Here is a 24,362-nt window from a genome sequence, read left to right as displayed (position 1 = left end):
CTTCCGGCCATGTGGGGTGACCGGAAGCGGAGGATGGAGCCGCCCACTATTCCGACAGTCACAGCTCGCACACAAGGTCGACCCATGGACGGGCACACGACACCAACAAGGCACCCGCACTCCGTTCACGAATGGGCAGTCCGGCAGGGGGACTCAAGCGGAGATAAGCCCCGCCGGATGACAAACAGAAGCCGTTGCCCGACGGCCGCCGTCCGCTATCCACCGCCGGAGGACCGGATTGCGACCGGATTGCAACCGTGTTGCGGGCGGATTGCGGGCGCGGCCCCGTCCGTATCCGCACTTTCCCTGCAACTCCCTCCCCCGGAAATCGCTCTGATGGGTAATCATCGGAACGAAGGGGGATGCCAGTGCACACGATGCATGCATACGGCACAGAGGGACCGGGGCTGCGCGGGCGGGTTCGCGCGCCGGACGGACGTCATCTCACAGTGGAGCGCCTCGGCGATCCACGCGGCAGGCCGGTGTTCCTGCTGCACGGCACACCGGGCAGCAGACTGGGGCCCGCCCCGCGCGGCATGGTGCTCTATCAGCGCAGAATGCAGCTCATCGCCTTCGACCGCCCCGGCTACGGAGGCAGTGACCGGCTGCCGGGACGCAGCGTCGCCGATGTCGCCCAGGACGTCGGGGCGATCGCGGACGCGCTGGGAATCGAGAAGTTCGCCGTCGCCGGGCGGTCGGGTGGCGCACCCCACGCGCTGGCCTGTGCGGCCCTGCTGCCCGGCCGGGTCACCAGGGCGGCCGCCCTGGTGACGCTCGCCCCGCGGGACGCCGTCGGACTCGACTGGTTCGAGGGCATGGCCGCGTCCAACGTCCGGGAGTACACCAGCGCTTCCGACGACCCCGACGGTCTGGCGGCACGGCTCATCCCGCGCTCGGCGGAGATCAGGAAGAACCCCGTCCGCCTGCTCGACCAGCTGTTCAGCGACCTCACCGACTCCGACCGCAGAGTCGTCAACGACGCGGGCGTACGGGCCATGCTGCTGCGCAACTACCAGGAGGCGCTGCGCACTTCACCGTACGGCTGGATCGACGACGCGCTGGCGTTCTCCCGTCCCTGGGGCTTCGACCCCGCCGACATCCGCAGCCCGATCATGCTGTGGCACGGGGTGAAGGACGTCTTCTCGCCCGTCGGTCACTCGCGCTGGCTGGCCCGGCGCATCCCGGGCGCGACGGCCGTACTCGAACCGGCCGCCGCGCACTTCGACGCGCTGCACGCGCTCCCCCGCATCCTCAACTGGCTGCTGGACGAGTGAGAACCGGGGCGCGCGGCGCGATCCGGGCCCGTCACACCACGAGCGGCTCCAGGTCCCGGCTGAACCGCCGCGCGTCGCCCGCGATCCCCACGTAGTCGTGGTCGTCACCGAGCTGCCGCTGCAGCTCGGTGACGGTCTCCGCCCTCAGCAGCTGCGCCTCCTCCTTGCGGCCGAGCGCGTCCAGCGTCACCGACATGTTGGACGCACAGGCCAGGGTCTCCGGATGGTGGGCGCCGACGACCTCGCGCAGCGCCGCGACCACCCGGCGCTCGATCTCCAGCGCCTTGGGGAGATCGCCCAGCTGGGCCGTGACATTGGCGAGGTTGACGGTCGCGAACAGCACATGCGGATGGCGGGGGTTCAGTACGTCGCTCATCGCCCTGATCGTGGAGGCGAGCACCGACTCCGCGGTGTCCAGCGCCCCGCAGGCCCCCTGGTAGATGCCGAGGTTGTTCATGGCGGTGAGGGTGTACGGATGCCGCTCCCCCGGCATCTTCATGTACTGGTCGACCACCGCCTGCGCGGTGTCCCGTGCTCCCACCGCGTCCCCGGCGGCGAACAGGTCGGCCGCGAAGTTCAGGTCGCAGGCCAGCCAGTCCGGGTTCGCCACCGTGTACTTGATGCGGTACCTGTCCCGGGTGGCCGAGGTCAGCCGCCTGGCGTCCTCCGGACGGCCGGCCCTGCGCAGCGAGACGGCCAGGCTCTTGGCCGCCGCGAGCGTACCGGGGAAGGCCCGGCCCAGCTGCTCCTTGAAGATCTGGTACGTCCGCGAGAGCAGCGCGACGGAGTCCTCGTACCGGCCGACCTCGCGCAGGTCGCGGGCGAGGTTCTGCGCGGACGAGAGGGTGTACGGATGCTCCGGGCCGAGCACTTCGGTGCGCCGGTCGTAGACGTCCTGGTCCATCTCGCGGGCGCGGGCGTACTGGCCCGCGATCCGCAGGTTCAGCGCCAGGTTGTTGGCCGCGGCCAGGGTCCTCGGATGCGACTCGTCGAAGATCTCCTTGAACCCCTCGTACGCCTCGGTCGCCAGCGTCATGGCCCTGCTGTACTCACCGACCGCGCCGAGGTCCATGGCCAGGGCGCTGGTGGTCATGTAGGTGTGCGGATGCGAGGGGCCGAGCTCCGGGAGCTGTTCGCGCTGGCGCCGCAGGGTCTCCTCGTCCAGCTCCATGGCCTCCACGTAACGGCCGCGCGAGCGGAGGATGTTGGAGAGGTGGAAGCGGAGGTAGAGGTACTGGAGGTCGTTGTTGCCGAGGCGTTCGCGCCAGACCTCGCGCAGCTCGCCGGCGAGCGCCGCTGCCGTGACGAAGTCGCCGCGTTTCCACAGATAGCGCACCCGGTCGATCATCAGCCGGCGGGTCTCCGGCTCCTTGCAGAGCCTGGCCTCCGACGGGCCCAGGTGCGGCCAGATGGGGGCGAAGTCGGGCCAGGTGCCGGGGTTGTCTATGGGCTCGTCACCGTCGGGCCTGGCGCCCGCGAGGATCATGTGGACGGCGTGCCGTGCGTCGTCCCGCTCCGCGTGGGTGAGCTGTGCCTTGATCACGGCCTGCACCAGGCGGTGCACCTGGATGGAGCCGCCCACCGGGTCCACCTTGGCGAGCGCGAAGCGGCCGATCTCCCGGATGACCCGGCCGAGCACCAGCTTCTCCTGGAGCGTCGCGTCGTACGGCTTGAGCGCGTCGATCATCTCCCGGCTGTAGAGGAGCTTCGCCGAGATCGGTTCCGGTGCGAAGAAGGCGCAGAGCTGGAGCAGCCGGACCGCGGCGGGCGAGCGCTCCTTGAGGCGGGCGATGGACACGTTCCAGGTGGCGGCCACCGGTTCGGGGTATCCGGCGGGCTGGTTGAGGCCGAGGACGCTCTCGGCCTCCTGGGCCAGCTGTTCCAGATAGGTGTCGACGGGGGTGGCGGTCTCGGCGATCCAGGCGGCCGCCTGCTCGACGGCGAGCGGCAGGTCGCCCACCGCCTCGGCGACCCGGGCCGCGTCGTCGGCGGAGAGGCCGGGCGCCCGGCGCTGGATGTGCTCGACGGACTCCTCCCGCATGAAGACGTCGACGGGCAGCGCGTCCCCGTACTGCGACCAGGTCTGGTTCCGCGAGGTCACCAGCACATGGCCGGGGCCGCCCGGCGGGAAGAATCGCTTCAGCTGCTCGGGGTCGTCCGCGTTGTCGAAGACCAGCAGCCAGCGCGAGGTGGGCACCCCGCGGCGCAGCAGGTCGATGGCCTCCTGGGAGGCGGACGCCATGTCGTCGGCGCCCTGGGTGCCGAGACGGACGGCGAGTTCGGCGAGGCCGGCGATCACGTCGTCGGTCTGTTCGGCGGAGATCCACCAGACCAGGTCGTAGTCGGCCATGAAGCGGTGCACGTACTCCAGGGCCACCTGGGTCTTGCCGACGCCGCCGAGGCCGTACAGCGTCTGGGGCTGCGGCAGGACCACGGCCATCCCGCCGCCGAGCTGGTCGCGCATCCGCTCCAGTACCAGGGAGCGCCCGGTGAAGCCGGAGTTGCGGGCCGGTGCGTTCCAGATCTTCGGGACGGTGCCGGGGAACCGCGGCCCCGGCGCCACCCCGTCGACGGCCTGGCCGCCCGGCCGGTCCACCGACCGCAGCAGCGCCGTGGTGGCGTGCACTTCGTCCAGCCGGAACAGGTCGACCGGGTTGCGGTCGATGTACGGCGTGGTCAGCCGTACATCACCGACGCGCAGCGGCAGCAGATGTCTGCGGGTCCCCGAGGGGTCCTCGGCCGCCGAGCGCTGCCAGACCTCCACCGCGCGGGCCGACTTGAGATAGGCGCTGGAGAGGACGACGACGGTACGGGCCGCGCCTTCGGCCGCCGCGGTCTCCGCGTCGGACGGCGGCGCCTCGGCGGACACGTCGCGCGGCACCACCCGGAAGCCGGCGCGGGTGAGCACCGACTCGATCCAGTCGGCCCACATCCGGTTCTCCGCCACATAGCTGAGCAGCAGATCGGCGGGGAGCGCGGGGCGGCGCCGGGTGAAGGCGTCCCTGATGCGCAGCCTGACCTCTTCGGGGATCTGCGGCATCGAGGTGATCTGCCGGTTCGTGACGACGGAGGCGAGCCGTTCGAAGGCGGAGAGCAGCGAGTTGGTGAGCCCGGCCTCGTCGCCGAAGGTGGCCAGGGTCTCCTCGTAGGCGTAGTAGGGGCGGTACGGGATCTCGACCGCTCCCCAGTACGCGGTGAGCTCCTCGCCCGTGAGCCCGCGCGGCAGTCCGTCGAACCGGAGCCTGGCCAGGGCCCGTCCGGCGTCCGCCTTCTCCTTCTCGCCCTCGTCGATCCGCATGGGGACGGGCAGGATCTGGATGCCCCGGCCGCCGTCGTGCTTGTCGATCTGGCGGGCCACGGCGGCGGCGCCGTCGATGGACTGGTCGCTGAGGGTGAAGCAGTCGACGAGCGCGTCGGGCAGATGGACGGTGCAGATGTCGGCGATGTCGCTGAGTCCGGTCCTGCTGTCGATGAGGACGTAGTCGTAGTTGGCCTTCATGTCGTCGCGCAGCGCGTCGAAGAAGTGGCCGCCGCCGAGCCGGTCGTAGAAGTTGTCCCAGTCGAAGGTGGAGACGGTGGCCGAGTACTCGCGGTTCTGCCGGCCGGCCGACACGAAGTCGAGCGTGCCGCCGTCGGGGAACTCCCAGCCCAGCGTCTCCGGTGTCAGCGAGACCGCGTGCTGCTGGATACGGGCGTAGTCCCGGTGCCAGTCGTCGGGGCGCGGGACGGGGCTGGTGGCCGCCCAGGCGTACTCGGTGATCAGGTCGATGATCCCGGTGGTGGCGCCGAGCGTGGACGGGTCGAGGAAGGGGTGGAAGAAGCGGTAGAGGCCCGGTGCCTCCAGGTCCCAGTCCACCGCGAGGACGCGTTTGCCGTTGGCGGCCAGGATCCAGGCGGTGTTGGCCAGGGCCATGGTCCGGCCGGTACCTCCCTTGTACGAGTAGAAGGTGACGATGCGTCCGTCACGACCTGCCGTCATCCGTGTCCTCCGCATCGAGCGCGAGATCCTGAGTAGCCGGTATGTAGCGGGTGGCGGCCTGTTCGGTCGCCATCGGGCCGATGAGCCGGGGCCGTTCGTGGTGACCGCCGCCGCCCGGCGGGTAGACGGCGGCGTGCTTCAGATACTGCTGGGCGGCGGCCTCCACCACCTGGGGCAGGATCTGGCCGAAGGCCTCCATGCTCGGGACGCCCTTGGCCGCCGCTCTCGACGCGGCGCGCCCCTCCCGCATCTTGGACGGCATGGTGTCCTCCAGACGGCCGGTGAGCTCGGCCTCGGAGGCTCTGCTCTGGTGGTCGTCGCGGTTCCAGGGGACCACCACGCTCACCCAGGGGCGGTGCTCGGAGTCGAAGGCGGAGAGCCGCTGGCGCCGCTCGTCGTCGTGCAGGGCCCAGCGGTCGACGAGCAGGACCTCGGGGCGTGACGGCGGCTGTTTCCCGTCGAGATGGAGTACTTCCTCGTCGAACGAGGTGACGGTGGCCTGGTAGTTGAGCGAGCGGACCAGGTCCTCGGCGAGCCGGGACAGCGGCTGTGCGGAGACCGGGTGGTACGGATTCCAGTCCAGCGGGGTGTCCCCGTAGTACTCGGAATGCCGGCCGTCGGGAAGGTCGTGGCGGGTGGGCGCGGCGACGGTCAGTTTCATCGGGCGCGGGCCCGCGCTGGGCGGGCCGAAGGCGCTGGGTATGGCCCGGTAGTCGACGGGGCGGCACGGGCCGACGTCCGATGCGTCGGCGACGCTCACAATGCGTTTGGCCAGTTCGTAGACGGCCCGCTCGTACTCCTCGGCGAATATCCGCAGTTTGACGAGACCGTAGAGCCCGTCGGTCACATAGCGCTCACCGAACGCGCGGTGGTTGAACTGCAACCGCGCTGCCGGGCCCGGCAGTTGGTGCGGCGGCACGGGGACCCAGAGGGCGGGGACTATCGCGTCGGCCGTGCGGTTGCTGCGGACCTGTTCCTGAATGGCGCGCTGGGCGAAGGCGTACCACTCCTTGCCGCACATCTCGCTGCCGAAATAGCGGGGCGAGAAGAGCGGTACGAAGACCCGGCAGGTGGCGAGGACTTCGCCGAGCCGCTCCGACCAGCCCTCCCCCGACCGCAGCTCCCGGTCGATGAAGCCCGCGGGCGCTCCCGCGGGCAGGTTGGTCATGGCCATCACATGGGCGCAGAGGTCACGGAAGAGCCGCTCGACCCACATGTCCGGGTCGGGCCCGACGGCTCCGTGTTTCGGAGTGTGCGCATAGCTGAGAAAAAAATACGGCCTGTGGTTCGCCGCTCTCGGCTGTTCCGATGCTGCCAACTCGGCCCCCCGTCGTCCATGAAGACATCATTCCGGAGCGAAGAGTCTCCACCCCGTCGACGTTCGGTCAATCAACGCCGCTTTTCGGTCATCCATTTCATCGCGTGCTCCACAGCGTCCTTGATCGGGAACGCCGTGGCGGCCGCGTTCCCCAGCTTCCCCTCCCGCAGGCTCCCGCGGGGGAAATCCGCACCGATCAGTTCGAAATCGCTGTCGTCGAGTTCGACGTCCCGGTATTCGAACCACTCACGCCGCCCGCCCGTACTGACCACGCAGCGGTACAGCTGCGTCGGGATATCCGGAATCCGGTATTCAGCAAGGTGGAAGGAGGTGCACACACCGAATCCCACATTGATCATCAATTCCTCCGCACCGGCGGCGGCTAGCCTGCCCAGCGGGGACTCCTCACCGAGGTGGCAGTCGGCGGGATGGTCCTTTACCAGCTCTTCGGCGCGCGCGCCCAGCGCGGCGAACGAGGTCTGGGGGTGGCTGCTGCGTACCGCGCCCGGGGAGAGCCGTACACATTCAGCCAGCCGGCCCATCCCGGGGCACGGTGTACGGGCGGGATCGAAGGCGGGCATCGCGGCGAGGAAGCGGTCCCTGGCGTCCGCGGTGAGTCCGGCGGTCTGCCGCAGATGGGCCGCCGATGTCGTGGAGTTCTCCGGGGTGAAGGCCGGGACCACCAGCGTCCCGTCCTCGCCCAGTACGCCGAGGAGCGCGTCCCGCAGCGTCCGCGCGTCCAGCCCGGTGCCGCCGAGCGCGGCGTGCACCAGCAGCGTCATCCCCTCCCTGACACCGAGCGCCCTCAGCTCGGCGGCCGGCCCGGCTTCATCGGCCACGGGCGGTCTCCTCCCACTCGTCCCACAGGGCGGCGACCAGGCTCCTGCCACTGACGGTCAGTTCGGCCGCACCCTCCAGAGCTTCCAGCGCCTGCCGGGTGTGCGCCAGGGTGCGTGCACGGTTCTCTCCTCCGTACGCGGCGAGCGCCACGCCCTCGTAGGCGCAGGACAGCACCTCCGAGACCGGCGCCGGTTCCTGCCGCCGGGCCACCCGGTGCAGCCAGGCGCCGTCCTGGGCGTAGAGATCGGTGACATCCAGGAGCGCGCGCAGCTTCGCCCGGCGCGTGGCGCGCAGCAGGCCCTCGGGGGTGAGGCCGGGGAGGGAGACACCGATGGCTCCGGCTCCGTGCCGGCCGACGGCCGGCTCGCCCGCGGTCAGCGGGGTCACCGTGGTGAGCCGGGCGGCGGCGTCCTCGGCGTGCGCGGGTACGGCGGCACGCAGCGCGGACCAGGTGTGCGCGAAGCGCCGGCTCCAGTCGGCGGCGCCCGCCAGGGTGAGGCGCTCCCCGACGGGCGTACCGAAGCAGTCGCGGTACGGGTCCAGATCGTCCAGCGCGAGATCGGGGGCCCCGTCGCAGTCGGTCCGGCGCAGCGGCTGCCAGTCGGCGGTGGCCTCGTCCGGGCGCGGCACGTACAGTTCGGCGCCCTCGCTTCTGACCAGGAAGCCCTTCTCGGCGATGCGGACCTCGGCACGGCCGCTCCCGGCCGGCCCGGTGAGACGTAACGCCCCGTAGGTCGGAAGGTGCAGCAGACCGCCGGTGTACGCCACGGTGACGGGCAGGTCGAGCCCGCCGCGCAGGGCTCCGGCCGCGACGTGGGCGGCCAGCCTGCTGCCGGGGGTGCCGGTCCGGCCCTGGCGCAGGGCGTCCAGACAACTGAGCAGCCAGCTGCGGGCGTAGGGGTGGGCGAGCACGGTGTCGAGCCCGTCGGACCGCTGCTCGACCGTGCCCGCCAGCTCCCAGGCCCGAGCCCACTCCTCGCCGCCGCGGCCCGCCAGCTCCGTGTGCAGGGCGGCGAGCAGAGTGCGGGTCAGGTCCTGCTGTCCGGCGTCCAGCTCCTGCGGATCGGTGAGCGCGGGCGAGGTGGTGGCCGCCGCGGTGCGCGTCTCGATGCCGCGGACCAGGGCCTCCAGGTCGGTGCAGTAGACGCTCTCCTGGTCGAAGGAGCCCGCACGGTAGCGGTGGGTGTAGAGACCGCCCCCGCAGGACCGTACGACGGGGCACTCCCGGCACTTCTCGCCGACACCGGCCAGGCCGAGTTGGCGGGCGCGGACCCCGGGGTGGGCCGCGACCTCGTCGAAGGTGTGGCTGAAGACGTCGAACCCGGTGAACGCGGCGCCCTCGTAGGCGCTCTTGAGGGAGTCGACCTGCTCCAGCGTGCCGTCGGTCTCCACGACGACCAGATCGGTGGGGGCCAGGCCCAGCGACTCGGTGAGGCTCGGACCGCCGTTGAGCGTGGAGATGACCGACTCGAAGAGCCGCACGGGGATCTGCCGACCCCGCGCGTCCCAGCGGTCGAAGACCGTCAGGATCCAGTCGGCGTAGGCGGTCGGCGATCCGGCGGGCCGGTGCGGGGGGTCGTCCCAGGTCGCGTGCGGCAGCAGGAAGTCGATGCGCGGGGGGCCGAGCCCGGTCAGCGCGTCATGGACGGCGACCGGGTCGTTCAGCACGTCGATGGTGCAGAGCAGACCGAGGTCGAGATGGGCGTACCGGTCCTGGCGGAGCAGCTCGACGGCCCTGAGCACCAGCGGATGGCTGGTGCGGCCGTCGGCGAAGCGGCGGTGCCGGTCGTTGGCGGCGCGGTCCCCGTCGAGGGAGATGCCGACCCGGACGTTGAACTCGTCGAACAGGTCGAGGTACCGGGGGCTGAGCTGGAGGCCGTTGGTGTGGATCCGGAGGTCGAGCTCGGCGGTCCCTTCCAGGGCCCCGGTGAGCTCCTCACAGACGCGGCGCAGTCGTGCGGGACCTGCCAGCAGTGGCTCCCCTCCGTGCAGGATCACTGACACGGAGGGCAGGTCATGGGTCCTGGCATGCTCCGCCAGTCGCAGAGCTGTCCAGTGGATCGCCTGGTCAGAGATGGCTTTGGGCCGAGTGCGCCAGCTCTGGTCAGCATGTTCGTAGACATAGCAGTGGTCACAGGCAAGATCGCATCTGCTGTGGACCTTGAGGACGATCTCGCGGAATGGGACCAGGGGTCCTGTCATTCCACCAGTCTAGAGCGCCGAATTGAAGGTCGATGCCCTCATCGAGCGACCGGTCGAAGCGGAGAGAACCCGGCCGAGCTGCTTGACAGCCTCGGTACCGCGCACATCGATCTCGGCCAGGGGGACACGCGGCTTCTTGACTGCGCCGGAAGAGGCTGAAGTTACGGACATGATGAGGCCGTCCTTGAGGGATGTTTTCTGGACATGGGCAGGAATGCCGATACTTGCACCGTTGCAGTGTCGGCGGGTCGACTTTACCCTCAACCACACCGAAGGCAACTGAGCGCGACCGGACGCGAGCGAGAACGTCGCACAGAGTGTGCTCCCGAATTCCGGAACACGCCATTCCACCTAAAGAGTGAAGACTGAAGTCGCAGACGGGGGTTCATGTGACGGCGTTTCCCGGTCCAGAGCGGAACCCAGAACGCAGCATGGTCTTCCGGAGTGCCGATCTGCCCGAACTGTTCCACCGGGCCGACGCCCACGCCATCGCCAGACAGGGCGAGGCCGTGGGCTCCACCCGGGCCCAGCTGGTGCTCCTGGTGGTGGGTGCCGCGACGGCGTCCCTGCCCTGGCGGGCGGAGCTCGGGGGTGGCTTCCAGGCCATCGGCGTACTGAGCACGCTGGCCTACGCCGGGGTGCTGCTGCTGACCTTCAGCACCTCCCGCCGCAAGGCCAAGGCGCAGTGGCAACTCAACCGCTCGGCAGCCGATTTCATCAAGTCCATGTGCTGGCGGTACGCCGTCCACGGCGCCCCCTTCGACGCCGGATCGGCCGATGTGGACGAGCTGTTCATCGGCCGCGTCGGGGAGCAGCTGGAGGAACTGCGCACGGTGGGCTGGGACCAGGAGACACCGGGTCCTGACCTGATCACCCCTCAGATGCGTTCCCTGCGGGCCAAGTCGTTCGAGGTCCGCAAGGAGACCTATGTGCGGGACCGGCTCATCGAGCAGCGCAACTGGTACCGGCGCAAGCAGGAGGTCTCCCGCGGCGCCACCCTCCTGTGGTCGAGTGCCTTCGCGCTGCTCACCCTGGTCGCCCTGGCCTTCGGGGTGTTGCGTGCCCTCTCCATCAGCGAGAACACCGAGGTCGCCGCGGTGGTGTCGGCCGCCGCGGCCTCCGGGGTCGCCTGGAGCGAATTCCGCCGGCACCAGCCGCTGATAGCGGCGCACGCGCTGGTGGAGGAGAAGCTCAAGGCGCTGCATCTGGAGATGGAGAGCCCCCTCACCGAGAAGCAGTGGTCGGCCGCGGTGTACGAGACCGAGCGGGTCGTCTCCCCGCAGTACACCGACTGGCTTGCCCGGCACGGCAGTTGATGCCACGTCACACATTCACCGCGGCACGGGTCAGAAGCAGCCCGCGGGACGGATCAGAAGCAGCGATCGTTTTCAGTCACGTTTCACACCCTCGCGCCAGATGACCGTCACCGGCTTGCCCGCCTCCAGGGCGTAGCTGACGATGTCGCCCGTACCGCCGAGGCCACGCGCGGGCAGGCCGTCCCAGACGGCCACCAGGCGGTCGCAGTTGTCGGCGATATAGGCGCCCGCCGCGTAGTAGGCCTCGTCCGTGGAGTGCGGGAAGTCCATCCGTACCTCCTGGGTCGCCCTGCCTCTGAGCCGGTGGTAGCCGGCCAGCTCGACCGGGTCGCAGAAGCCCAGTTCGTAGTCACCGCTGGGGATGACCGCGGTCAGTTCGGCGCCGCATTCCAGCGCGATGCAGGCGAAGAGCTGGTCGGCGCCCGCGGCCAGGCTGGAGAGGACCTCCAGGGGCCCCTGGAGGCCGCCGAGCAGAGTGCGCAGCGCCTCCCGCACATGGGCGATGGCGTCGGGCGGAATACTGCGGTGTCCGGTCACTCCGATGCGCTTCATACGCCCCCGCCTTCTGTGAGCTCCCCGCTCCCCCTGACATCCTCTCAAAAGTACGCAAGAGCCCCCGCCCGGAATCCGGACGAAGGCTCTTGCGTCGCTGTGTCAGCGGGGCGGCGACAACCACCCGAGGGGCCCGGTCAGTAGACGCTGACCCCGTAGGCGCTCAGCGCCTCGGTGACGGGCTGGAAGAAGGTCGTACCGCCCGATGTGCAGTCACCGCTGCCGCCGGAGGTGAGACCCAGGGCCTTGGAGCCCGCGTAGAGCGGGCCGCCGCTGTCACCGGGCTCGGCGCAGACCGTCGTCTGGATGAGTCCGGAGACGACGTCCCCGCTGCCGTAGTTGACGGTGGCGTTCAGCGCGGTGACCTTGCCGCTGTGGGTACCGCTGGTGGAGCCGGTCCTGGTCACGGTCTGGCCCACGGTGGGGTTGCCCGCGCTGGTGATGTCCTGGCTGCCGACGGTGCCGTCGTGCGGCACGGCGGAGTTGGTGTACTTGACGATGCCGTAGTCGTTGCCCGGGAAGCTGGTGCCGGCCGTCGGGCCGATGCTCGTGGTGTCGGACGAGTTGGTATACCAGGCGGGAGAGCCCTCGGTGCAGTGCCCCGCAGTGAGGAAGTAATAGGTCGAGCCACTGCGTACGTTGAAGCCGACGGAGCAGCGCCACTGCGAGGTGTAGATGGCGTCACCGCCCTTGAGGAGCTTGTTGAAGGTGCCGGAGGTGCGCTCGACGCGGATCGCACCCGCGTTGGCCCCGGTCCGCTGCTTGATCCGGCTGATCTCCGCCGATGAGACCGAGCTGTCCGCGGTGACGACGAGGGTGCCGGTCGCCTTGTCGACGTACCAGGCGGTGCCCGCCACGTCCGCGCCCTGCACGGCGTTGCTCGCGGCCGTCAGCTGCTGGGGGCTGTACGCCGTGGCCTGGTCGGCGTGGGCGGTGGGGACCGTGAGTGCGGCCGCGACCAGCAGGCCGGACGCCACGGCGATCAGCCGGCCGCGTCTCGCGGGGCCGCTGTGGGGGGTGGTGCGCTTGATCCTCATATCAGTTCCTCCGGAAGAGAATCCGCGGGTCCTTCGGTGGGGGGACCCATGAGGCGCAGGCCGGGGCACGGCAGAGCACTCCCGCCGTGTCCCTGACAAACGCGCTGCCGGGAGTACAGCGCGACCCGGCCGTCGGGCGCAAGAGGGCCTTCCGGCCGGGCACGGCCACCGCGAGGTGACGGATCAGCGTGTACGCGCCGTGCGTTCACCCGCCGTGACCGCGACCGGGAGGGTGTTGCCCGGCGGCGGGAAGGGGCAGATGAAGTGCTCGGCGAAGGCGCAGGGCGGCAGCAGCGTGCGGTTGAAGTCGACGCTCACCCGGCCGTCGGCCGCCGGCGCGGAGGGCCGCAGGAAGCGGAACCGGTAACTGCTCGTTCCGCTGGTGGTATCGGCGAAGACCGCCCACAGCGAGCCGTCCTCCTCCTGCGCGACCTGGAGGGTGTGTTCGTCGCCCTCCAGGTGGAAGGCGAGTTCGCCGGAGAGGCCGAGACCGCGGTCGCGGCCGTCGGCGTTGGGCACCTGGACGGTGCGGCTCGCGCCGTACGGCCGGTAGAGGCCGGGAAGCACCCACTCCGGGTGGTACGGCGTGGCCTCGATCCCGGCGAACGCCCGCCGGTTCGCGGAGTCCGGGTCCCAGACGCGGACCGCCCACAGCCCCTCCCTGCGCACCACGACCAGCCGCCGGTCGCCCTGGGCGACGCGCGCCTGCGCGGGCGGGGTGTGGTCGGCGGTGAGCGCGGTCCGTCCGGTGAACGGCTCTCCGTCGAGGGAGAGTCCGTCCTCGGCGGTGGCCGTCAGCACCACCTCGTCACCGGCTGCCTCCCAGTGGCCCGCTACATCCGGAAGCCGTCCGTCCGGCGCGTCGTCGAGCCAGTGGGTGCCGGTCAGGGCCAGCGGACCGTAGGGCGCGGTGACCGTCGCCGTGCGCTGCTCGTGCCACGCCCGCCAGCCGGCCGGCCCCGGCGCCCCTGCTTCCTCGGCAGTCGTGGAGCCGGTGGAGCCATCAGTGGCAGTCGTGGGGCCATCGGTACTGCCCGTTCCTTCTGTCATGGGATCAACCCTTCCATACCGGCTCGGCGAGACCGAGGTGGGAGCGGAGCGTCGGGCCGCTGTACTCGGTGCGGAACACCCCGCGCTCCTGGAGCAGTGGTACGACCCGGTCGACGAAGTCGTCGAGTCCGCCCGGGGTGAGATGCGGGACGAGGACGAACCCGTCGGCCGCGTCCGCCCGGACGAATTCATGCAGTTCGGCGGCCACCGCTTCCGGGGTGCCGATGAAGGACTGGCGTCCGGTGGTCTCGATGACCGTCTGCCGGATGGACAGCCCCTTCTCCTGCGAGAGCGCCCGCCACTTCGCGGCGACGGCTTGCGGATCGGCCACCCTGACCCGCCCCTGGACGAGATCCGAACCGGGATCGGGGTCGATCTCGGGCAGGGGCCCGTCCGGGTCGTACGAGGAGAGGTCCCGGCCCCAGATCTGCTCCAGGGCGAGGATCGCGTTCTGCGGGGAGACCTGCTGCTCGCGGATGACCGCCGCCCGTTCCTGCGCATCGGCCGCGGTGTCGCCCAGGACGTAGCTGACACCCGGCATGATCTTCAGCTCCGACGGCTCACGGCCGTACTTCGCCAGCCGCCGCTTGGTGTCGGCGTAAAAGGCGCGGCCCGCGTCGAGTGTGCCGTGCCGGGTGAAGATCACGTCGGCGGACGAGGCCGCGAACTCCCGGCCCTCGTCCGAGTCGCCGGCCTGGATGACGACCGGGTGGCCCTGCGGGGAGCGCGGGACGGTGAACTCGCCCGCGATGTCGAAGTGCCGGCCCGGGTGGGCGAAGGGACTCGGGCTGCCGTCGGGGCTCCAGGAGTCCCACAGTTCACGCGCCGTCGCGACGAACTCGGCGGCGCGGGTGTAGCGGTCGGCCCGGTCGAGATAGCCGCCGCGCCGGAAGTTCTCGCCGGTGAAGGCGTCGGACGAGGTGACCACGTTCCAGGCGGCCCGCCCGCCGCTGAGGTGGTCGAGGGTGGCGAGCCTGCGGGCGAGTTCGTACGGCTCGTTGAAGGTGGCGTTCACGGTCGCGGCCAGACCGAGCCGGTCGGTGACGGCCGCCAGCGCGTTGAGCAGGGTGATCGACTCGGGTCTGCCGACCACGTCCAGGTCGTGGATGCGTCCCCGGTGCTCGCGCAGCCGCAGCCCCTCGGCGAGGAAGAAGAAGTCGAACCTGCCGCGCTCGGCCGTCCGGGCGAGATGCTCGAAGGAGGAGAACTCGATCTGGCTCCGCGAGCGGGGATCCGTCCACACGGTGGTGCTGTTGACGCCCGGGAAGTGGGCGGCGAGATGCATCTGCTTCTGCTGTGCGGTCACGGCCGTCCCCCCGGGCTCTGTGCGTACCGGCCTGCGGCGCTCTGCGCGTACCGGCCTGCGGCGCCCGGTGCGTGCCGTCCCCCGGGGCTCCGTGCCGCGTACCGGCCTGCGGGACGGGCCAGTCCCAGATGCTCGCGGAGCGTCGCGCCCGGATAGAACCGGCGCAGCAGGCAGTGGTGCTGGAGCACCGGGACCGTGCCGTCGACGATGAGCGGGAGGTCGCGCTCCACGTCGGCGGGGATCAGATGGAAGCCGTCGGCCGCGTCCTGCTCGTACCAGTCGGCGATCAGCCGGGCGAGGCCCACCGCGTCGGCGCCGGTGTGCAGTTCGACCGGGAGGGATACCAGGACACGCAGCTGGTCGGGGCTGCGGCCGTGGGCGGCCGCCCGGTTCCTGATCTCCTCCCTGCACGTACGGGCGGTGACCGGGTCCTCGGCGCGTACGAGTACGACATCGGCGTGCCGGACGGCCGTCTCGCGGGCCGCCGCACCGGTTCCGTCGACCACCGTGACGGGGTGGCCCTGGGGCGGTCTGGGCACGATCGCGGGTCCCCGGACGGAGAACGTACGGCCGGTGAAGTCGGTGTAGTGCAGCCTGTCGCGGTCGATGAAGCGGCCGGTGGCCACATCGCGGATCTCCGCGTCGTCGTCCCAGCTGTCCCACAACCTGGCCGCCACGTCGGCGACTTCGCCGGCCTCGTGCCAGAGCTCGTCGTGGGGCGCGGCGTCGCGGCGTCCGAAGAGTGCGGCCTCGGCCGCGGTGTCCGACACCGCGGTGCGCCAGCCGGCCCGGCCGCGGCTGACCCAGTCCAGGGTGGCGACGGCCGACGAGACATGGAACGGCTCGGTGTGGGTGGTGGTCACGGCCGGTACCAGGCCGATCCGTCCGGTCCCGGGGGCGACGCGGGCGAGCACGGCGAGGGCGTCGGGCCCCGGCCGGGCGAAGGAGTCGTCGAGGGTGATGAAGTCGAGGTTGCCGCGCTCGGCGAGGAGCGCGAGGCGGGTGTAGTGGCCGGCGTCGTACCGCGGCCGGCCGCCGATCTCGGCGGCGAGGTGGAGGGGGCGGGGCACTGGCATGGTCAGGAGTCCTTTCACAGGACCTTGGAGAGGAAGGCGCGGGTCCGCTCATGCTCCGGGTGGTCGAGCACGGCGGCGGGCGGGCCCTGCTCCACGATCCGGCCCTCGTCCATGAAGACCACCGTGTCGGCGGCCTCCCGGGCGAAGCCGATCTCATGGGTGACGACGATCATCGTCGTGCCCTGGGCGGCCAAGTCCTTGATGACATCGAGGACTTCACCGACGAGTTCGGGGTCGAGAGCCGACGTGGGCTCGTCGAACAGGAGCAGGCTGGGTTCCAGGGCGAGCGCGCGGGCGATGGCCACCCGCTGCTGCTGTCCGCCGGAGAGCCTGCCCGGGTAGGCGGACGCCTTGTCGGCGAGCCCTACCCGGGCCAGCAGCTCCTGCGCGGCCGCCTCCGCCTGCTTCCTGGGCCTCCCGAGGGCGGCCACGGGGGCTTCGGTGATGTTCTCCAGCACGGTCAGGTGCGGGAAGAGATGGAAGTTCTGGAAGACGAAGCCGATCCGGGTGCGCTGTTTGAGCACCTCGCGCTCGGGCAGTTCGTGGAGACGGTCGCCGGAGCGGCGGTAGCCGACCAGGGTGCCGTCCACGCTGATCCAGCCGCGGTCCACCTTCTCCAGGTGGTTGATGGTCCGCAGCAGGGTCGACTTCCCCGAACCGGACGGGCCGAGTACGACGGTCACCTCACCGGTGCGGACTGTCAGGTCGATCCCGCGCAGCACTTCGAGAGGGCCGAAGCTCTTGTGCACGGCCCTGATCTCGACCATGGCGGGGGCCGGGTCCGACGCGTCCGCCGGGCCGGTATTCGTCGGGCCGGCATCCGTCAGTCCGGCCTGCGCCGGGCCGGTCTTCGTCGGGCCGGTCTTCGTCGGGCCGGTCTTCGTCGGGCCGGTCGTCGTCGGGCTCGTTGTCATCGTGCGGACTCCTTGAGCAGGGTGAGGGCAGCGCGCGCGGTGGCGTCGTTCTGCCGGAATGCGGGGGCGTTCGTGTGCGGCCTGGCGAAGGCGCCGGCCGAGCGGGCCGTGGTGTGCGGGCCGAGTGCGAAACGCCGCGGATGCGGCCCTGTGCCACGCTCCACGACCCGTCCGTCGGACGGGTCCACGACGAGCAGGCCCGCAGCGCTGGACCGCGCCCCGTCCTCGTACAGCGCGTTCAGCAGGGCGCTGCGGGTGCGCGCGGGCGAGGGTGCGGGCAGCCTCGCCTCGACCAGGGCGCGGGCCTCGACGCGCTCCCCCGGAACGCTCGCGCTGCCCGCGCTGAACACACCGCGGCTCTCGTCGGCGGCGACGGTGATGCCCGCGCCGAGGAACCGCACCACACCGGCGCGGGACAGGGCGAGGAGCTGCCGCAGCCGCGGTCCCGGCGGGCCCGACGCCAGATAGCTGAAGAATCCGTGCCAGCGGGCGCCGCCCTCACCGGTGTCGCCGAGGCGGGTCAACTGACCGTAGACCGAGAGCAGTCCGAGGAAGACCGCCAGGTCCGGGCTGTGCGCCGGGTCGTGGCGGCGGGTGAGATCGGCCTCGATGCAGCCGCGCAGGCTCTCCTGGAGTGCGTCGAGGGAGTCATGGCGTACGCCGTCCAGCGGCCGGTCGAGCGCCGCCGGGTCGAAGCGGTCGGCGGGGTCGGGGACGGCGTCCTCGGCCAGCGCGGCCAGCTCCGGCCCGGTGGCGGCCGCGGCGTACTTCTCCTCGAAGACCGGCCACTCGACGGTGGTGCGGCCGGGGTGCGCGGTGAAGAGCCGGTGGTAGTGGGCGAATCCGAGCTCCCGGTCGATGAGCGGGCGTACGTCGCGGTCGAAGTCGACCGGCCCCGGCGCGGCGAGCAGCTGGTCCACCTGCTCGGGCCCGAAGAACCGTGGCAGCGGCGGGCGTTCGCCGGTCCAGCCGTAGCCGATCTTGGAGTGGTACGGCACTCCGCGCCGCGATCCGACGTACATGACCGGCTCCCGGCCGGAGGGCAGATACTCCCCCCGTGCGTCGTACCGGCCGCCGCGCCCCTCGGTGAGGAGCACCATCAGGTCGATGAAGGCGAGGCCGAAGCCGCGGACTACGACCGGTTCGCCGGCGCCGAGCACCGACAGGTCGCTGTCCGCCGTGAAGGCGGGCGGCAGGTGCACGAGCCCGTGCCGCTGGGCGAACCGGGCCAGTTCGCGCTGTTCCTCGTCGGGATCCGCGTCCAGGTGGCCGACGGTCAGCACCACCAGATCGGCGATGACCGGCTCGGCCTCCCCCTCCAGCCACACCTGCTGGCGGCCGTCGGCCGGGCCACTGATCCGTACCGCGCGCGTCCGGTGCCGGCGTACCGCGGAGCCCGGCGGCAGCGCGGCCACGGCCTCCTCGTACACCCAGCGCAGATAGCCGCTCTGCGCCTGCCGGGTGGGGAAGGTCCGCGGGTCGGCCCCGGACCACTCGGCGAAGTCGGGGCCCGGACGTACGGGGCCCTCAAGGGGCTGCGCGGATTCGTCGGTGAACATGGTGACGTCGGCCGCCATGGAGTTCATCCACAGCAGCGGTGACTGGTCCTGGCGCCAGATGCGCCCGCCGCCCGGCGGGTAGGGGTCGATCAGATGGATGTCGAGCGGCTGGTTCCCGTACAGCGAAGGGGCGTTGGCGGCGAGCCGCTCCAGGAATCCGGTGCCGCGCGGACCGGCCCCGACCACCGCCACGGACCCCCTCACCGGGCACCGCGCGCGTAGTACCGCTCGATGTAGTGCTGGCCCGCGCTGAGCACCGAGGTGACGAGCGCGTACCAGATGGTGGCGACCAGCAGCAGCGGGATGACCTGGTACGTGCGGTGGTAGACGAGCTGCACGGAGTAGAGCAGGTCCTGGACGGCGATGACGGAGACGATCGATGTGCCCTTGAGCGTGCCGATGAGCATGTTCCCCGCGGGCGGCACGATCGACCGCATGGCCTGCGGCAGCACGATCCGCCGCAGCCTGCGCCACCGGCCGAGCCCCAGCGACTCGGCCGCCTCGGTCTGGCCGCGTCCGACGGAGAGGATGCCGCCGCGTACGACCTCGGCCGCGTACGCCGCCTCGTGCAGGGTCAGCCCGACGATGGCGACGGTGACCGGGCCGAGGAGGTCGACGGTCCTGACGCCCAGAATCCGCGGGTAGAGCGCTCCGATGTTGAACCAGAACAGCAGCTGCACCAGGATCGGCGTCGACCGGAAGAGCCAGATGTATCCCCAGGCGACCGCGCGCAGCACGGGGTTGGCGGACATCCGCGCCACGGCGAGCAGGGTGCCGAGGGCGAAGCCGAGCACCATGACGGCGGCGGTGAGCCAGAGGGTCAGGCCGAGACCGCGCAGCACGGCGGTGGTGGCGAAGTAGTCGGCGACCACACCCCACTGGAAGGCCTCGTTGCGGACGACGGAGGTGACGGCGCCGGCGAGCAGTACCAGCACCACGGCGGCCGCCGCCCACTGGCCGGTGCGGCGGACCGGCACGATGCGCGGCACCGGGCCGTCGTCCGCGGGCGGTGCCTGGGAGAGCTGGGGAAGGGTGTCTGACGACGCGGACATGAGAAGGCTCCGTGGATGCAGAGATCGAACACGGTGATGCCTTCACGCGGTGCAGCAGCGGACCGAGCCCCTCAGCACGGTCCGCTGCCGAGATTACGGCGCTGGTTCCGTACGCTGTCAAGGCTGTCCATACTGTGGGCGTTACGTCCGGCGGCAGTTGACGGGGTAACGGATGCCTGTTCCACTTGGGCCATGCATCCGCAGCAGTGGCTGGTCACCCGCTCCCACATCGACTTCGGTCGAGTGTGGTCCTCTTCCTGTTGAGCTGACCCCCGCTCTTTCTCGCTGCGCGTGTTTCCTCCGCGTATCGCCCTTCTTGCTTCTGCGCCCTTTCCGGGCCGCCTCTTTCACGCGATCTCGTCCCGCGCTCGCGCCACGGCATCGTGCTGATCCCTCACGCCTTCACCCGCGCAGCGCTTTCCCCACCACTCCCCTCGCCATTCCCCTCGCCATTCCCCCTGTCCGCCTTCCCTGTGGCCCTTCCGCCGTTCCCTCCTGCCCTGTCACGGCTGTGAATCCGTGTATCCGTGAATCCGTCATGCGCGATCCCCGGGGCCAGGCCGGAACGGCGGTCGTGCCGTGCACATCTGGAGAATCCGACGTCATGAGCAAGAGCCGAAGAGTCGCTGCCTCAGCCCTGATCACCGCGGCCGCACTGGCCCTGACGGCCTGTGGATCGGGCGACCCCGCGACCACGGGCGGCGGCTCGAAGGCCGTGGCGAAGCCGGCCGCACTCCCGACCCGCGACGTGGTGTCGGACGTACGTCCCGACCGGGCGGCCGTCGCACTGCTCCCCGCCGACCTGCGGAAAGGCGGCACCCTCACCCTGGCGACCGCCGTCGGCGGTGCCCCGCCCGGCACCAGTTATCTGCCCGACGGGAAGACCCTGGTGGGCCAGGACATCGACTTCGCGGACGCCGCCGCGAGGACGCTCGGTCTGAAGCTGAAACGTGAGGCCGCCGGTTTCGAGACGATTCTGCCCGCACTCGACAGCGGCAAATTCGACCTGGGCGTGGGCAATTTCGGCGTGACCGACGAGCGCCGCAAGGTGATCGACTTCGTTACGTACATCAATGACGGCCAGGGCTTCGCCGTACGCAAGGACAGCAAACTGGGCAAGGTTACCGATCTGACACAGCTGTGCGGGCTGAATGTGGCCACCGGCGCCGGCACCACATTCGAGGCGACCCTGGATGCGGCCAAGAAGCTGTGCGCCGCTGCGGGGAAGAAGGATTACCGGGTCCAGACGTATGCCGACTCCGCCGCGCTCTGGGGCTCGCTCCAGCAGGGCCGCAGTGATGTGGTGATGTCGACGATCAACGGCCTGCGCTTCGCCGTCGAACAGCAGCCGGGGCTGCGGTTCCTCAATGAGTTCCACCGTCTCGATGTCGGATTCGCCTTCAAAAAGGGGACGCCACTGGCGCCTGCCTTCCGGGCCGCGGTGAATCAGCTGATCAAGGACGGTACGTACCGGCGAATCCTGAAGAAGTGGGGCACCGTGCCGTCCGGGATCGGGGAGTCGCGGATCTCACCGCCCGAGATCAAGTAGCCGCCTCACACCGCTGACCACTCTCGCTGCTGACCGGGTGACCGACTGGCCGGGGTCAGCAGCCGTCGCAGGGGCAGCAGCAGTCACAGCCGTCACAGTCACAGCCACTGCAGTCGCACCCACCGCAGTCACAGCCGCTGCAGTCGCAGTCGTTGCAGCAGCCCTCGCGCTTACGGCCCGACCAGGGGCCCTCGAACTCGGAGGAGCAGCAGACCCGGCAGGTGCAGCAGAGCCCGACGGCGACGGCGCACCCCGCCAGGAAGCCCCGCTTGGACCCACCGTGGTGGCCGTTCCCGTCGTGGCTGTCATGCCCGTGGCCGTCCTGGCCGCCGTGTTCCGGCCCATCGGGGTCGAACCCCGGCGGCGGCGGGCCGAACGGTCCGGGCGTCCGGTGGGCACAGCTCCCGCCGAACGCCCGGTCCACCGAGCGCCCGAGTTCATGGGCGAGCAGCACATGTGCCAGCCGGTCGTCCGTGAATTCGGCGTCCCGCAGCGCGAGCCGTATCCCGTGCAGGGCGTCGTCGCACAGCCTGCGGGCCTCGCCGAGGGAGGTGCCGGTCGCGGCCAGCGGGTTCCAGGCACCCGACGCGGCGTCAGCCTCCCTGTCCTCCACGGCGTCCAGCAGATGGGCCAGCCTCCCGAAGAGCCGGCCGGCCTCGGCGAGCGGCGGCGCGTTCCCCGGCCGGCCGGCGAGCACGGCAGTGTGCGCGAAGGCAGCGGCGGTGGCGGTCTCGGTCGGCTCGGTGACGGTGAGCAGCGGCGTGCCGGGCCCGGCGAGCGCCTCGATCCCGGCCTGCCGGTCGACGGCGTCGACCAGGAGCGCGGTGTCGAACCCGAGATCGGCGCCGGTCCGCGCACCGGCGCGGTCCCAGCGGGCGGCGACGCGGCGGGCGGCCGCGGCGACCGGCCTACGTGCCAGGAGACCGTCGCGGTCGGCGACATGGTCCCGCATCTTCGCCGAGGCCAGCACCAGGGATACGGCTGCCGCGAGCCGGGCGCCCTCACCGCGCGCGACGGGCGCGGTGCGCATCCCGCGCAAGGGACAGGGGCCCGCGGTGCGCCGCCTTCCGGCGGACCGCTCTGTCTGAGCCTCCGTCAGCACGGAGACGATCAGGCCGTCGTAGTTGGTGGCGACCCGCGCGAACTGGCCGTGATCGCCGCGCAGCGCGAGACAGAGCCCGCACAGATGTGCCGTCCACTCCGCCCTCAGGCCCTCGGAGAGACGGTGCGTACAGGGCCTGACTATTCCGAACACAGTGCTCCCCCGAGCCTCTTTCACCGGTGCCGGACGAGGTGTGACGGCGCCTCCGGCATCGTAGCGAGCGGCCCTTTCACCCGTACGACCCCACCGTCACCCGTACGGCTGGAGACATCCTATTTTCATTCTGTCAGCAGTCGTACGTAGGAAGAAACCTGACGAACCGCCATAACTTCTGCACCAGTACCGTCACGAATCCCCTGCACACCGACTATCCACTTGGCGAACGATCCACATCATGGACGACGATAGGGGTGCGGAACGCAGAAGGACCGCGGCGAAAGGAGGCGTCCATGGGATCGGTACGCAAGGCGAGTGCCTGGCTGGGGCTCGTCGAGGACAACGAAGACCGCTACTACGACGACGATTACACGGAGGGCGCCGAGTCCCCGGCCCCGGCCGAGGCATGGGTGACCGACCCCAGGGTCAGGGTCGCCGCCGAAGCGGGGCAGGCGAGGAGCCGCCGGATCGCGACGATCACGCCCGACAGCTTCCGGGACGCCCGCGCCATCGGCGAGATGTTCCGGGACGGTGTCCCGGTGATCGTCAACCTCACGTCCATGGAGCCCGCCGACGCCAAGCGTGTGGTGGACTTCGCCGCCGGGCTGATCTTCGGGCTGCGCGGCTCGATCGACCGGGTGGCCAACCGGGTCTTCCTGCTGACCCCGTCCGACACGAAGATCGTGAGCGGGGAGGCCGCGGGCCGGTCCACCGAGGGCGGCTTCTTCAACCAGAGCTGAGCCGGGACGGGGCCCGGCGGTGCTCCGGGGACACCCCCGGAGCACGGAGCGACCGGGACCGTGCCGGGGCCGGCCCGGCCTGCGGGTCCGGATCTACCGGAACGCGTCGAGACCGGTGAGCGCCTTGCCCAGCACCAGCTGGTGCATCTCGACGGTGCCCTCGTACGTCAGCACCGACTCCAGATTGGTCGCGTGCCGCATCACCGGGTACTCCAGCGAGATCCCGTTGGCGCCCAGGATCGTCCGCGAGGTGCGGCAGATCTCGATCGCCTCCCGCACGTTGTTGAGCTTTCCGAAGCTGACCTGTTCGGGCCGGAGCCTCCCGGCGTCCATCCGCCGCCCGATGTGGTGCGCGAGCAGGATGCCCTTGTGCAGTTCGACCGCCATGTCGGCCAGCTTGGCCTGAGTCAGCTGGAAGCCGCCGATCGGCCTGCCGAACTGCTCACGTGTCCTGGAGTAGTCGAGCGCGGCCTCGAAACTGGCGCGGGCGGCGCCCATCGCGCCCCAGACGATCCCGTACCGGGCGTGGCTCAGACAGCTCAGCGGGCCCTTGAGCCCGGTGACCCCGGGCAGCACCGCATCGGCCGGGAGCCGGACCTCGTCGAGGACGAGCTCGCTGGTGACCGAGGCGCGCAGCGACCACTTGTGCTTGATCTCGGGGGCCGAGAACCCGGCGGTGTCCGTGGGGACGACAAATCCGCGCACGCCGTCGTCCGTCTGCGCCCAGACCACGGCGACGCCCGCCACCGAGCCATTGGTGATCCACATCTTGCGGCCGGTCAGCACCCAGTCGGTGCCGCTCCGCTTCGCGTACGTCCGCATTCCGGCCGGGTCCGAGCCGTGGTCGGGCTCGGTGAGGCCGAAGCAGCCGATGACCTCACCGGCCGCCATGCCGGGCAGCCACTGCTGCTTCTGCTCCAGGGAGCCGAAGCGGTGGATCGCGTACATCGCGAGGGATCCCTGTACGGAGACCAGCGAGCGGATACCGGAGTCGGCGGCCTCCAGCTCCAGGCAGGCGAGGCCGTACTGGACGGCGGTGGCGCCCGCGCAGCCGTACCCCTCCAGGGACATGCCCAGCGCGCCGAGAGAGCCCAGTTCGCGGGCCAGCTCACGGATGTCGGGCAGCTCCCCCTTCTCGTACCACTCCGCGATGTGCGGCAGGACCCGGTCGGCGGCCCAGGTGCGGACGGTGCCGCGGATGGCAAGATCCTCGTCATCGAGCAGGTCGTCCAGGCCGATGGGGTCGGCGGGGTCGAAGGGCGGCAGCGTGGACGGTGCGGACATGGGGATGCCTCCGGCGGCTCGCGCGGACAACGGATAAAACTAGCAGCGTTAGTTAC

At 70.8% G+C, this 24,362-nt stretch carries 19 protein-coding genes; 4 read left to right on the top strand and 15 right to left on the bottom strand.

The genetic code is table 11. From position 1 onward, the window contains the following. Window positions 1-377: 377 nt before the first annotated feature. Window positions 378-1,274 (top strand): alpha/beta fold hydrolase, encoded by an 897-nt coding sequence (locus OG385_RS27135; RefSeq protein WP_266861205.1) that lies wholly within the window; start codon window positions 378-380, stop codon window positions 1,272-1,274. Window positions 1,275-1,305: 31 nt separating this feature from the next. Here the strand turns inward: OG385_RS27135 and fxsT are convergent, their stop codons facing one another. From fxsT to fxsA, 5 genes are all read right to left on the bottom strand, one after another. Further along, entirely contained in the window at window positions 1,306-5,253 is a 3,948-nt protein-coding gene (fxsT, locus tag OG385_RS27130; RefSeq protein WP_266858512.1) for an FxSxx-COOH system tetratricopeptide repeat protein, read from the bottom strand. Further along, a complete protein-coding gene (gene fsxC / locus OG385_RS27125) occupies window positions 5,237-6,571 on the bottom strand; it encodes an FxsC protein (RefSeq protein WP_266858510.1) in 1,335 nt (444 codons plus the stop codon). The genes fxsT and fsxC overlap by 17 nt, the downstream gene beginning before the upstream one ends. A 71-nt stretch (window positions 6,572-6,642) precedes the next feature. Continuing rightward, entirely contained in the window at window positions 6,643-7,353 is a 711-nt protein-coding gene (locus OG385_RS27120; protein ID WP_266861203.1) for an aminoglycoside N(3)-acetyltransferase, read from the bottom strand. 46 nt (window positions 7,354-7,399) lie between these two features. After that, a complete protein-coding gene (gene fxsB, locus OG385_RS27115) occupies window positions 7,400-9,613 on the bottom strand; it encodes a radical SAM/SPASM protein FxsB, inactivated metallohydrolase extension form (RefSeq protein WP_266858508.1) in 2,214 nt (737 codons plus the stop codon). Window positions 9,614-9,622: 9 nt separating this feature from the next. Next, a complete protein-coding gene (gene fxsA / locus OG385_RS27110; RefSeq protein WP_266858506.1) occupies window positions 9,623-9,784 on the bottom strand; it encodes an FxSxx-COOH cyclophane-containing RiPP peptide in 162 nt (53 codons plus the stop codon). Window positions 9,785-10,044: 260 nt separating this feature from the next. On the opposite strand from fxsA, the gene OG385_RS27105 reads away from it, so the two are divergent. After that, window positions 10,045-10,929: a DUF4231 domain-containing protein gene (locus OG385_RS27105; protein ID WP_266858504.1), complete on the top strand. Its 885-nt coding sequence runs from the start codon at window positions 10,045-10,047 to the stop codon at window positions 10,927-10,929. Window positions 10,930-11,001: 72 nt separating this feature from the next. On the opposite strand, the gene OG385_RS27100 is transcribed toward OG385_RS27105, so the two are convergent. The 8 genes from OG385_RS27100 to OG385_RS27065 form a co-directional block, all read right to left on the bottom strand. Next, window positions 11,002-11,481, bottom strand: a complete 480-nt coding sequence (locus OG385_RS27100) for a hypothetical protein (RefSeq protein ID WP_266858502.1) — start codon at window positions 11,479-11,481, stop codon at window positions 11,002-11,004. A 137-nt stretch (window positions 11,482-11,618) separates the two neighbouring features. Further along, window positions 11,619-12,518, bottom strand: coding sequence for a S1 family peptidase (locus OG385_RS27095; RefSeq protein WP_266858500.1), 900 nt, complete (start codon window positions 12,516-12,518; stop codon window positions 11,619-11,621). Between the two features lie 183 nt (window positions 12,519-12,701). Continuing rightward, on the bottom strand, window positions 12,702-13,568 hold the full coding sequence (locus OG385_RS27090; RefSeq protein WP_266858498.1) for a DUF1684 domain-containing protein: 867 nt from the start codon (window positions 13,566-13,568) through the stop codon (window positions 12,702-12,704). 4 nt (window positions 13,569-13,572) lie between these two features. Further along, on the bottom strand, window positions 13,573-14,853 hold the full coding sequence (locus OG385_RS27085; RefSeq protein WP_266861201.1) for an NtaA/DmoA family FMN-dependent monooxygenase: 1,281 nt from the start codon (window positions 14,851-14,853) through the stop codon (window positions 13,573-13,575). 17 nt (window positions 14,854-14,870) lie between these two features. Next, window positions 14,871-15,950, bottom strand: coding sequence for an LLM class flavin-dependent oxidoreductase (locus OG385_RS27080; protein ID WP_266858496.1), 1,080 nt, complete (start codon window positions 15,948-15,950; stop codon window positions 14,871-14,873). Window positions 15,951-15,964: 14 nt separating this feature from the next. Continuing rightward, window positions 15,965-16,717 (bottom strand): amino acid ABC transporter ATP-binding protein, encoded by a 753-nt coding sequence (locus OG385_RS27075; protein ID WP_266861199.1) that lies wholly within the window; start codon window positions 16,715-16,717, stop codon window positions 15,965-15,967. A 143-nt stretch (window positions 16,718-16,860) separates the two neighbouring features. Then, the gene (locus OG385_RS27070; RefSeq protein ID WP_266858494.1) at window positions 16,861-18,615 is read right to left on the bottom strand and encodes an FAD/NAD(P)-binding protein; all 1,755 of its coding nucleotides are present in this window, start codon (window positions 18,613-18,615) and stop codon (window positions 16,861-16,863) included. 8 nt (window positions 18,616-18,623) lie between these two features. After that, window positions 18,624-19,475: an amino acid ABC transporter permease gene (locus OG385_RS27065; protein ID WP_266858492.1), complete on the bottom strand. Its 852-nt coding sequence runs from the start codon at window positions 19,473-19,475 to the stop codon at window positions 18,624-18,626. A gap of 604 nt (window positions 19,476-20,079) precedes the next feature. On the opposite strand from OG385_RS27065, the gene OG385_RS27060 reads away from it, so the two are divergent. Continuing rightward, entirely contained in the window at window positions 20,080-21,024 is a 945-nt protein-coding gene (locus tag OG385_RS27060) for an ABC transporter substrate-binding protein (RefSeq protein ID WP_266858490.1), read from the top strand. A 55-nt stretch (window positions 21,025-21,079) separates the two neighbouring features. Here the strand turns inward: OG385_RS27060 and OG385_RS27055 are convergent, their stop codons facing one another. Then, complete coding sequence (locus tag OG385_RS27055; protein WP_266858488.1) at window positions 21,080-22,279, bottom strand: DUF5685 family protein; 1,200 nt, start codon at window positions 22,277-22,279, stop codon at window positions 21,080-21,082. Window positions 22,280-22,575: 296 nt separating this feature from the next. Here OG385_RS27055 and OG385_RS27050 point away from each other — a divergent pair, with 296 nt between their 5' ends. After that, window positions 22,576-23,022: a cell division protein SepF gene (locus tag OG385_RS27050; RefSeq protein ID WP_266858486.1), complete on the top strand. Its 447-nt coding sequence runs from the start codon at window positions 22,576-22,578 to the stop codon at window positions 23,020-23,022. A gap of 93 nt (window positions 23,023-23,115) precedes the next feature. Here OG385_RS27050 and OG385_RS27045 read toward each other — a convergent pair whose 3' ends face one another. Beyond that, window positions 23,116-24,306 (bottom strand): acyl-CoA dehydrogenase family protein, encoded by a 1,191-nt coding sequence (locus tag OG385_RS27045; protein ID WP_266858484.1) that lies wholly within the window; start codon window positions 24,304-24,306, stop codon window positions 23,116-23,118. Window positions 24,307-24,362 lie beyond the last annotated feature (56 nt).

This window comes from Streptomyces sp. NBC_01306, from assembly GCF_026340465.1.
Lineage (GTDB): Bacteria > Actinomycetota > Actinomycetes > Streptomycetales > Streptomycetaceae > Streptomyces.
This window is presented reverse-complemented; position numbering and strand designations above follow the sequence as displayed.

Excerpts from the sequence above, each read along its gene's own strand:
- OG385_RS27135 (WP_266861205.1), top strand. The coding sequence starts at position 378 with ATGCATGCATACGGCACAGAGGGACCGGGGCTGCGCGGGCGGGTTCGC.
- fxsT (WP_266858512.1), bottom strand. The coding sequence starts at position 5,253 with ATGACGGCAGGTCGTGACGGACGCATCGTCACCTTCTACTCGTACAAG.
- OG385_RS27120 (WP_266861203.1), bottom strand. The coding sequence starts at position 7,353 with ATGACGCTGCTGGTGCACGCCGCGCTCGGCGGCACCGGGCTGGACGCG.
- fxsB (WP_266858508.1), bottom strand. The coding sequence starts at position 9,613 with ATGACAGGACCCCTGGTCCCATTCCGCGAGATCGTCCTCAAGGTCCAC.
- fxsA (WP_266858506.1), bottom strand. The coding sequence starts at position 9,784 with ATGTCCGTAACTTCAGCCTCTTCCGGCGCAGTCAAGAAGCCGCGTGTC.
- OG385_RS27105 (WP_266858504.1), top strand. The coding sequence starts at position 10,045 with ATGGTCTTCCGGAGTGCCGATCTGCCCGAACTGTTCCACCGGGCCGAC.
- OG385_RS27100 (WP_266858502.1), bottom strand. The coding sequence starts at position 11,481 with ATGAAGCGCATCGGAGTGACCGGACACCGCAGTATTCCGCCCGACGCC.
- OG385_RS27095 (WP_266858500.1), bottom strand. The coding sequence starts at position 12,518 with ATGAGGATCAAGCGCACCACCCCCCACAGCGGCCCCGCGAGACGCGGC.
- OG385_RS27090 (WP_266858498.1), bottom strand. The coding sequence starts at position 13,568 with ATGACAGAAGGAACGGGCAGTACCGATGGCCCCACGACTGCCACTGAT.
- OG385_RS27085 (WP_266861201.1), bottom strand. The coding sequence starts at position 14,853 with ATGCATCTCGCCGCCCACTTCCCGGGCGTCAACAGCACCACCGTGTGG.
- OG385_RS27080 (WP_266858496.1), bottom strand. The coding sequence starts at position 15,950 with ATGCCAGTGCCCCGCCCCCTCCACCTCGCCGCCGAGATCGGCGGCCGG.
- OG385_RS27075 (WP_266861199.1), bottom strand. The coding sequence starts at position 16,717 with ATGGTCGAGATCAGGGCCGTGCACAAGAGCTTCGGCCCTCTCGAAGTG.
- OG385_RS27065 (WP_266858492.1), bottom strand. The coding sequence starts at position 19,475 with ATGTCCGCGTCGTCAGACACCCTTCCCCAGCTCTCCCAGGCACCGCCC.
- OG385_RS27060 (WP_266858490.1), top strand. The coding sequence starts at position 20,080 with ATGAGCAAGAGCCGAAGAGTCGCTGCCTCAGCCCTGATCACCGCGGCC.
- OG385_RS27050 (WP_266858486.1), top strand. The coding sequence starts at position 22,576 with ATGGGATCGGTACGCAAGGCGAGTGCCTGGCTGGGGCTCGTCGAGGAC.
- OG385_RS27045 (WP_266858484.1), bottom strand. The coding sequence starts at position 24,306 with ATGTCCGCACCGTCCACGCTGCCGCCCTTCGACCCCGCCGACCCCATC.